The organism is Brevibacillus porteri, from assembly GCF_003013475.1.
In the GTDB taxonomy this organism is placed as follows: Bacteria; Bacillota; Bacilli; order Brevibacillales; family Brevibacillaceae; genus Brevibacillus; species Brevibacillus porteri.
In genome coordinates, this window is sequence record NZ_PXZO01000009.1 from 43,592 (window position 1) to 54,823 (window position 11,232).

1 protein-coding gene is annotated in these 11,232 nt (G+C 47.5%); it reads left to right on the forward strand.

Annotated elements, in window-relative coordinates; all coding sequences use genetic code 11:
• Positions 1-11,226 (forward strand): SDR family NAD(P)-dependent oxidoreductase, encoded by an 11,226-nt coding sequence (locus tag C7R92_RS06690; protein WP_106833643.1) that lies wholly within the window; start codon positions 1-3, stop codon positions 11,224-11,226.
• Positions 11,227-11,232 lie beyond the last annotated feature (6 nt).

Sequence of the window (11,232 nt, forward strand, 5' to 3'; positions counted from 1 at the left end):
GTGCATGATCAGTTTCTCATAACGATCAACCATCCAATCCTCAAAAATCATAAAGCGCACGGTCAGGAACTGTTGCCCGGATTAGCCCATATTGATCTGTTGTATCAAATGTTTCGAGAAAATGGTCATGATTACAGCGAGCTTGAGCTTCGTAATCTAACGATCTATCATCCGATCATGGTGGGACAAGATTATGATGTCATGCTGAGCATTTGGTGCACGCAAGGCAAAGCAGGACAGTGGCAGATTCGGATGGAGGGTCAGACACAGCGCAACGGCATGTTAGACTCGGAGAAAAAGCTATATGTCACTGCTGACATGCATCAAAGTGCTCCTGCGCAGTTCGATGAAACACTGGATCTTCCCATCCTAGAGCAAGCTGCAAACAAAAAAGTCAATCTGCATGACGTATATGAACAATGCTGTCGTCAGGAATTAGTGCATACAGGTTTTATGAAGGCAGAAGGAACGATATATGAAACAGATTCAGCGGCGGTAATGGATATATCTCTCGGTAAACATGCCCTTCCCAGTGCGGAAGGGTTCATGTTTCACCCGACGTTGATCGATGGGTCCGCTATCGGCTCGATGGTATTGTTCACCTCGGTAATCCAAGAAGAACAACGGCTATTTTTGCCGCTTTTTTATGAATCTTTTCGGGCCACAGCTCTTTTACAGCAACATTGCTTTGCCAGAGTACAAACTTCATCCATCCAGCGAAAACATGAACTGATGTATATGACGATGGAGTTCTTTGATCGATCAGGCAAAAAAATTGCGCATTTGCAAAATTTTGCGGGCAAGTTAGTTCGTGATCCTGGTCTGATCAATCCCAATAAAAACGAAGTACCTCAGCTTCGAGGGGATATCAAAGAACCCCTTCATGAATCGAATGAGCCACAGTCTGCCTTCGTGAGGAAAGCACAAACTTTTTTACAACAACTGCTGGCAGATCGATTACAAGTTCCAGCCGCGTCGATTGATACGCAGATTGGTTACTATGAAATGGGGCTTAATTCGCCGGGCTTGTTGGAAGTTGTGAAGGCTGTCGAAGCGAAAGTAGGAATGCCGCTGGCTCCTACTTTATTGTTTGAATATACGAATATCGCTGAGTTGGCCGCCTATCTTGCCGAGAATCATGCTTCCGTATTCAGTGGGCTTGATTTGATGAAACAGGAAGGTAGCCAAGAGTTGCCGCAACCTGCAACGGTCGTACATTCAACAGCACCCTCTGAGAATCATGCAGCGAATGCCAATGAAGAAATTGCGATCATCGGGATGGCAGGTCGTTATCCAGAGGCCAAAAATCTCCATGAATTCTGGATAAATTTAAAAGAGGGCAAAGACTGCATCAAAGAAGTCCCGAAATCTCGCTGGGATTGGCAGCAGTTTGGAGAACTCAAATCCCCTTCTGGAAAGCAGATGTCCAAATGGGGAGGGTTTATTGAAGACCATGATTGCTTTGATTCTCCATTTTTCAGAATATCCCCGCGGGAAGCAGAAACGATGGACCCCCAAGAGCGGTTGTTTTTGGAAACATGCTGGGAAGCAATGGAAGACGCGGGTTATACGCCGAAGACGATTGTTCCGCCTCGGGGGAGCAGTAACAGGCGGCAGGTTGGTGTCTTTGTTGGCGTGATGCACAAGGATTATTCCCTAATCGGAGCGGAAGCGATGTCTCGGGGAGAAATGTTCCCGTTATCGTTGAACTATGCACCGATTGCCAATCGCGTTTCCTATTTCTGCAATTTTCATGGTCCGAGCATGGCGATTGACACCGTATGCTCCTCCTCGCTGACGGCTGTTCATTTGGCGCTGGAGAGCATCAAGCGCGGAGAATGTGAGGTAGCATTGGCGGGTGGCGTCAATTTATCCTTGCATCCTGGAAAATACTTGTCCTATGGCATGATGGATATGCACGCTAGTGATGGCTATTGTCATACCTTTGGCAAGGATGGCGATGGATATGTTTCTGGAGAAGGCGTCGGTACCGTCGTGTTAAAGCCATTGCGCCAAGCGATTGAGGATGGAGATCATATTTATGCCGTGGTAAAAGGAAGTAGTGTGAATCACGTCGGATCGGTGAGCGGGCCTTCCGTACCAAGCCCTGTTGCTCAAGCAGAAGTGATTACAGCATGCCTGGAAAAGAGCGGTGTGGACGCGCGAACGATTCGGTATGTGGAAGCGCACGGGACCGGAACTTCTTTAGGTGATCCCATTGAAATTCAAGGATTGGTGAAAGCGTTCCGTCAATATACAGAGGATCAGCAGTTTTGCGCTATTGGCTCTGTGAAATCGAATATCGGACATGCAGAATCTGCTGCGGGTATCAGCGGTCTGCAAAAAGCTGTTCTTCAGCTCCACCATAAAACGCTCGTTGCTTCCTTACATGCCAAGGAAGTGAATCCGTTTATTGATTTTGCGCAATCTCCTTTTTATGTACAGCAACGGACAGAAGAATGGAAATCGGAGAGCATGAAAAACGGTCAAGAAGTCACCGTTCCGAGGCGATCAGGGGTAAGTTCGTTTGGAGCTTCGGGGTCCAATGCCCATATTATTTTGGAAGAATACATTCCAGCGGAAACAAAGCCGAAAGCGCGATCCATTGGCCATAAAAATCACTCAGTGATGATTCCGCTATCTGCCAAGAATAAGGAACGATTGCAAGCCTATGCGCAAAAAGTAGCGGAGTTTCTAAAAGGGGCATCATCAGACAATCACCCTCAACTACGCACGGAAGAGAAGCGAAATCAGCTTCAAGAAATGCTGGAGAAGAAGCTTCGGGGGATTTTATCCAGTATTATTCACGTGGGAGAAAACAGCATTGAGATGGAACAAGAGTGGCATGAATACGGAGTAGACCTCGTTCAAATCACACAGCTAACGCAAAAACTGCAAGAGGAGCTGCATATTCAGCTAGATATCAAGGAGTTCGATCAAAGCAGCTCCATTGCTTCCGTCATCGCTTCTCTCCTAGATAACCATCGAGACGATATAGAGGGAGAAGGTCAGTCTTTTGCTGATCCAGCAGCGCAAATCGATCTGGAAAATGTGGCGTATACTTTGCAAGTTGGACGAGAAGGGATGAGGGAACGAGTAGCCTTTGTTGTCGAGGATATACCTGAGTTGATCGGAAAATTGGAAGCTTATTCGAGAGGCGAGAATACGATCGATACTTGTTGGGAAGGGAGTTTGAAGCCTAACAACGAGTCATCCGGATTCCAAAGCTGGATTGCAGAAGGCAACATCAGAAAAATGGCTGAATGTTGGGTGACAGGCTATGAAGTGGATTGGGAACAGCTTTATCTGAATAACAAACCTAGACGTGTTCCCTTGCCGACGTACCCATTTGCGAAGAATCGTTATTGGATTCCAGAGAGCAAAATGAAATCTGTAAGCGGCAAGACAGCAGCTCCATTCACGAGTGAAACTGTGATTCATCCACTGCTGCAACGGAATACTTCTGATTTTTCTGAACAGAGGTTTAGCTCCACTTTTACAGGTCAGGAGTTTTTCCTATCGGATCATGTCGTGAAGAATCAGAGAATCGTGCCGGGAGTTGCCTATCTGGAGATGGCGAGAGCAGCAGCAGAGCAAGCAACGGCTGCCTTGACCGAAGAACCAGCCAAGATTCAACTCAAAAACGTGGTTTGGACACGACCAATTGTTGTGGGGGACCAACCTGTACAGATCCATATCGGTCTTGTTCCCGAAGAGAATGGTGAAATTAGTTTTGAAATCTATAGCGAGTCGGAGGCTATGGATGCAGAACCAGTCGTACACAGTCAGGGCAGCGTCATACTTCATTCCGTTGTTGAGAAACATGCCTTGAATCTGTCGTCCTTACAAGCGGAGTGCGGTCATCGTGAGTTTTCATCCGATCAATGCTACAGCATTTTTCATTCAATAGGAATGGATTATGGTTCGGCACATCAAGGAATTGACACCTTGTATGTAGGGGAGGGCAAAGTATTAGCCAAGCTAACCTTGCCTGCCTCCGTCTCCGAAATGGAGAACCCTTTTGTCCTGCATCCAAGCTTAATGGATTCTGCCTTGCAGGCATCTATAGGGCTTATGATGGGTGAGGAAGATATCCCATCAGCGGATGGCGATTCCAGTCGCAAGCCCTCCTTGCCTTTTGCCATGGAGGAAGTTGAAATTCACAACAAGTGCACATCCTCAATGTGGGCGTACGTTCGTTACAGTGCTAACAGCAGCGCAGATGACAAGGTACAGAAGCTAGATATTGATTTGTGCGATGACCAAGGAACCGTTTGTGTACGAATAAAGGGATATTCCATGCGAGTGCTGGAGGACGGGAAGCCAGCGAATCACGTTTCTTCGAGCAGCGCTTCTTCTGTACCCTCACTGGAGCCTCCGGTGGGGAATCTCATGCTGTCCGCTGTGTGGGATGTGACTCCCGTTGAGAAGGGGCAGCTTTTCCCTACTGCTGATGAACAGGTTGTCATTGTGGGGGGAAATGAAGAGAATGGGAGCGCGATTCAACCATACTATCCACGAGCAAAAGTGTTGTCCATTAAGGCTGAGAATACGATTGAGGAAATCGTACACCGACTAGAAGAGCTTGGTTCCATTGATCATATGGTGTGGATCGCTCCTTTTGATGCGATAGATTCCTTGGCGGATCATCGATTAATCGCGGGGCAGGATCAGGGAGTGATTCTATGCTTCCGAACGATTAAAGCCTTGCTTCGCTTGGGATACGGAAGTAAGGAGTTAGGGTGGAGTGTCATCACGGTTCAATCCCAGCCCATTCGGAATACAGATGTTGTGAATCCTTGTCACGCCAGTATTCACGGGTTAATTGGTTCGATGGCGAAGGAATATCCAAACTGGAAGATTCGACTCATGGATGTAGAGGCCGAATCTGAATGGCCGTTGGATGATATGTTGAGGCTGCCAAGAGATCGTCAGGGTCGTCCGTGGGTGTATCGTCAGGGAGAATGGTATCGCCAACAGTTGCTTACCATCGACCATCCTCCGATCGATCAGACACGGTTGAGGCAGGGTGGCATTTATTTGGTGATTGGCGGTGCTGGTGGCATCGGCGAAGCATGGACCGAATATATGATTCGTACCTATCAAGCCCAGATCATATGGATGGGTCGTCGTCAAAAAAATGAAGAGATTCAAGCGAAGATGGATAGACTTGCCGCTTTTGGACCAGCACCAGACTATATAACAGCGGATGCAACGCAGCAGAACGCTTTGCAACAAGCTTATGAACAAATAAAGCAAACGTATAGACGGATTGACGGAGTTGTTCATTCTGCCATGGTCTTGGTTGAGGAGAGCTTGGAGACTATGCAAGAGGAAGGTTTCCGAGCAGTGCTTTCATCTAAGGTTGATGTGAGTGTGAACATCGCGTTGGTGTTTGAGAAGGAACCTTTGGATTTCGTATTATTCTTCTCTTCGCTCATGGCAGTTACGAAAGCTCCGAAGCAAAGCAACTACGCTGCCGGATGTACCTTTAAGGATGCATATGCTCATCAATTGACCCAAGCATGGCCATGTGCGGTGAAACTGATCAATTGGGGATATTGGAGCAGTGGGCAAGTGGAAGAGTCTCATCAAGAGATGGTAGAAACCTATCGTCGTTTGGAGCAAATCGGCATTGGTCTTATTCAGCCTCCAGAAGCTATGCAAGCTGTAGAGACACTTCTCGCAGGAGCCATGAATCAAATTGCTTTCATGAAGATAACGAAGCCTATTGTCATTGAAGGGATGAAGGTAGAAGAGTGGGTGGATGTTCACCCTGAACTTTATCCATCCATGCTACAGTTGTCTGCCCATGAAAATGAAGGGCTTGCTGATGTAGCGGCTGCCTTTATCGAGGAGCGGTTGAAGCAGGAGCAATCTGCAAGAATTCGGATTCTCGAGATCGGAGCAGGTGCAGAATCTACCCGTTCCTTGATTTCACAGAAATTACATGCCTATCAAGAGCTTATGAGCTTCCAAGTTTTTGATCCAGAAGCAGCGTTAAGTGAACTAGGAATGCATGCTGGTGAATACGACCTGATTATCACAGCTGATAAACTGCACGCAGCTCAGCATATTCGCCAAGCCATGCGTAACTGCAAGTATCTCTTAAAAAGGAATGGTCTGCTTCTACTAGAACTTTCATTGCCTCTGGAAGCTTGGCAGAAAGTGTTGAAAGATGAGGGCTACCGAGTTGTCTCCTATCCACAGCTGATAATTGCTGAAAGTGACGGCGTTGTCCGCAAGTCCAAACAACAGCAGAAATCAATGGGGACCTCAGCTTCTACTCAGCCAAGTCCTCTAGCTACAGACAGAGGAACAAGCACGGAGGATATGCTTCATGAGAAAAGCATCGCTTATTTCAAGCAATTGGTCGGAGAAACACTGAAAATTCCATTTGACCAGATCGACTCTTCTGCCGCCCTGGAGGAGTATGGCATTGATTCGATTATGATTGTGCAAATGACGAATGTCTTACGGAAAAAATTGCATCAGATCAGCACGACCCTCTTTTTTGAATATCAAACGATTGATGCGCTGGTCGAGCATTTCATGACAACACAAACGGATGAATTACTAGCTTTAGTAGGAATAGATGAACAGCAGCCTGTTCAAAAGCAAGTAACCAACTCAGCAGCTACTGCAAAGCCAACCAGAGAGCAAGCTGGCTCGGTATTTCGAAAGGCAAAGTCTCGCCGTTTCCTGCAAGCTCTTGATACGGAAGCGGAAAAACCAGCAGCGCCATCCAGACAGGATGTGGCGATCATTGGTCTTTCAGGTCGTTATCCGCAAGCGGAAGATGTCTGGGAGTTTTGGTCTCGCCTGAAAGAAGGGAAGAATTGTATCACAGAAGTACCGGAGGATCGTTGGAGCTGGCAAGAATATTTCAGCGAAGAAAAAGGAAAAAGAGGATACATGTACACCAAATGGGGCGGTTTCATCGAGGATATGGATAAATTCGACCCGCTATTTTTCCAAATTTCTCCTAACGAAGCGGAGCAAATGGACCCTCAGGAGCGCTTATTTTTAGAAACGGCATACGCAAGTATGGAGGATGCGGGTTATACTCCTGCGACATTAGGAGAAAGCAGAAAAATTGGTGTGTTTGTTGGTGTCATGAATGGAAATTACCCAGCAGGAACGAGCTATTGGTCGATTGCCAATCGCCTTTCCTACTTGTTCAATTTCCAAGGACCAAGTCTAGCAGTGGATACGGCATGCTCCTCTTCTTTGACGGCGATCCATTTAGCCTTGGAAAGCCTGTACAGTGGTACAAGTGAATGTGCCATCGCAGGCGGGGTCAATTTAATTGTCGATCCGTTCCACTATATTCGACTGTCTGGAGCGACTATGCTTTCTGCTGGTGACTGCTGCAAGTCGTTTGGCGACCAAGCGGATGGCTTCGTAGATGGAGAAGGTGTGGGAGCTATCGTATTGAAGCCTCTGCAAAAGGCGATTGCCGACGGTGACCACATATACGGCGTAATCAAGGGAAGCATGCTCAATGCAGGCGGCAAAACAAATGGATATACGGTTCCCAACCCAATCGCGCAGTCGCAGGTAATCCACGAGGCATTGCAGCGGGCAGGAGTGGACGCTCGTGCCGTCAGCTATATCGAAGCACACGGTACAGGGACCGCTTTGGGAGATCCAATCGAGATTGCGGGACTGACTCGCGCATTTGGACAAGATACGAAAGACAAGCAATTCTGCGCCATCGGCTCGGCCAAGTCGAACATTGGGCATACGGAGAGCGCGGCAGGAATTGCGGGATTGACCAAAATATTGCTTCAGATGAAGTACGGTCAAATAGCACCATCCCTGCACGCTGAGGTAATGAATCCAAACATTGATTTCAGTCAAACGCCATTTATGGTTCAGCAACAGCTGACTGAATGGAAGCGACCCATCATGGAGATCAACGGAGTAACCAAGGAGTATCCGAGAATCGCTGGGCTATCGTCTTTTGGGGCGGGAGGAGCTAATGTCCATATTGTCATCGAAGAGTACCTCGAAAAAGATAGACAGCCCGAGAGTAGCATTCAGCCACAGCAACCAAACATGATCGTTCTCTCAGCGAAGAACGAAGAGAGACTGTTCGCTCAAGTGAATCGATTATTGAAGGCGATCAAAGAAGAAGCATTCACCAATGCCCAATTGACTGACGTCGCTTTTACGCTTCAAGTAGGGCGGGAAGCGCTGGAAGAACGCTTGGCTGTTATCGTCCGATCAGTGGGTGAGCTTGCGGAAAAACTAACGCAGTTTGCAGAAGGAGCAGAGAACATTGCCGAGCTGTATCGTGGGCGAGTGAAGCGCAATCATGACACGGTAGCTCTTTTTGCTGATGAGGATATGAAGCAAACAGTGGAGACATGGATTGCCAAGGGGAAATATGCTAAACTGCTGAATCTTTGGGTCAAGGGCGTCTCTTTTGACTGGAATAAGCTATATAGCGAAGATAAGCCGCGCCGCGTCAGTTTGCCTACCTATCCTTTTGCCAGGGAGCGTTATTGGATAGACGTTCAAAAACCAATGGCAACAAGTAGGACTAAAGCTTCTTCCGTTAACGGGGATATCCTCCATCCATTGCTTCATAAGAACACTTCTGACCTCTATGAGCTGAGATACAGTTCCAGCTTTACAGGGCAGGAGTCGTTCTTGGCAGATCATCTTGGAAACGGGCAGCGCCTCTTTCCACTCACTGCTTATCTGGAAATGGCACGGGCGGCAGTGAAACAGGCAGCAGGAGATCGAGAGGGGACTTTATCTGGAATCCGAATGACTCATGTTGCTACAGATGTTCCGCTATTGGTGGGCGATGATCTGGTTCAGGTACACCTGGTTATCTACCCAGAGGACACTGGAGTGCTTGCTTATGCAATCTACAGCGAATCGAAAGAAGAGGAGACCAGGTCTGTGGTACACAGCCAAGGTATGGTCGAATTCACTTCGCTCGTTGAAGCACCCATGTTGGATATACCTGCCTTGCAAGCCGAGAGCAGTGAGGTGCTTACTGCCCAAAAATGCTACGAGCTGTTTCAAGGGATTGACCAAGTATACAGGACACGAGGACAAGTATTGGTAAAACTCTCCTTGCCTTCGATTGCCATGGAGCCAGCAGGACAATTCGTTCTCCATCCTAGCCAGCTGGAGTCTCTGTTGCAGTCATCTCGTTATCTCATCACGGAGTCTACATCATCTGACAACATCAGCTCCATCCAACCAAATGGTACGTTTACCCTTGAAGAGATGGAGATCTTCGAAAATCATCCTGCTGTCATGTATGCTCTCATTCGATCCAGTGATGAATCGGAGAACAAGAAAATAGATATCGATATATGTGATGAGTCAGGCAGAATTGGCGTGAGGATAAAAGGTTTTGCAGTTGGAAGTGAAAAACGGGATGCGACGGAGAGAGAGACTCAAGAAACAGTGACTTCCGCTCCAGCGCTGATGGGAACCACGATGCTCACGCCAGTATGGAACGCCGTGTCTGTAGAAAAAGGGGAAGTCATTCCAGCAACAAGTGATCAAGTAGTCATCGTTTGCGCCGAAGAAAAGGACAGAAGTCTCCTTCAACGTCATTACCCTCAAGCTACTGTTTTACCGCTTCAGTCAGATGACTCTATTGAGGCTATCGCAAGTAAGCTGCAAGAGCGGGGTGTGATCGATCATATCATGTGGGTGGCTCCTAACAGCCCAGTGGAATCTGTAAAAGAGGAGTCCTTGATGATTGGGCAGGAGCGGGGCGTTATTCAAGTTTTCCGCTTGATCAAGGCTTTGCTTGCGTTGGAGTATCAGACGAGAGACTTGGGCTGGACGATCATTACTGTTCAGGCGCAGGCTATCTACAAAAAAGATACGGTTCATCCAACGCATGCCAGCATCCACGGGTTGATCGGATCGATGGCGAAGGAATATCCGAACTGGAAGGTAAGACTCGTCGATTTGGACGCGCATGCCGATTGGCCGCTACGCGATATTTTTGCTTTACCTGCCGACGCTCATGGAAACGCTTGGGCATATCGTGGACATGCGTGGTTTCGCCAGCAGCTAATGCCCGTGCAGAGTCCTTCCATTAACCAAACCGTCTACAAACAGCATGGAGTCTATGTTGTGATTGGAGGCGCGGGTGGTATTGGAAAAGCGTGGAGCGAATACATGATCCGCACCTATCAAGCACAAATCATTTGGATCGGTCGCCGCAAGAAAGATGAGCCGATTCAGAACAAAATAAATCAACTTGCTGCCCTAGGACCTGCACCGCTCTACATCGAAGCCGATGCTACGAATCGCGAGTCGCTGCAAGCTGCTTACGAAGAGAGCAAGAAACGATTTGGCAAGATTAACGGAGTGATTCATTCCGCTATTGTTCTCCTTGATAGAAGTCTGGCGAATATGGACGAGACAGCCTTCCGAGCCGGACTGGTACCAAAAGTAGAGGTAAGTGTGCGGATGAGTCAAGTATTTGGCGAGGAGCCATTGGATTTTGTCCTGTTTTTCTCCTCGATTAACTCGTTTACCAAATCGCCAGGACAAAGCAATTATGCTTCAGGCTGCGCCTTTAAAGATGCTTTCGCCCATCAGCTTGCCGAGGAATGGACGTGTGCGGTGAAAGTAATGAACTGGGGATACTGGGGCAGTGTTGGAATCGTTGCGTCCAAGGGCTATCAGGAACGAATGGAACAGATCGGCATTGGCTCGATTGAACCTTCAGAGGGGATGGAGGCATTGGAAGCTTTGCTATCAGGTCCGATGAATCAATTGGCGCTGATGAAAACAACCAAGCCACTCGATATGGAAGGAATCCATACAAGCGAATCTGTTACAGTCGTTTCAAACAAAATTTCCTCCAGCATGGCAAGCATTAAAAACAAGTTAAAAGTAAAAGAGATGCCCACAGCTGCCTATTTTGCGTCAGAAACAAATACGGACAGGAACAGCTTGTTTGATAACGTACTAGCAACGCTCATTCAACTCGCCTCTCTAATCCTGAAGGTAGAGAGCGAAGAAATAGATACGGATATTGAACTAAAGGAGTACGGTTTCGATCCAGTCAAGCTCACCGAATTTTCTACCAAAATCAATCAGACGTACATGCTTGAACTGACACCTGCTGTGATGATGGACTACCCAACGCTTAAGCACATCACTGAATTTCTAGTCAATACCACCCTGAAATCTCAATCAGAAAGAGAACAGGACAAACCGGTTCTATACGTGTAAGCCGAA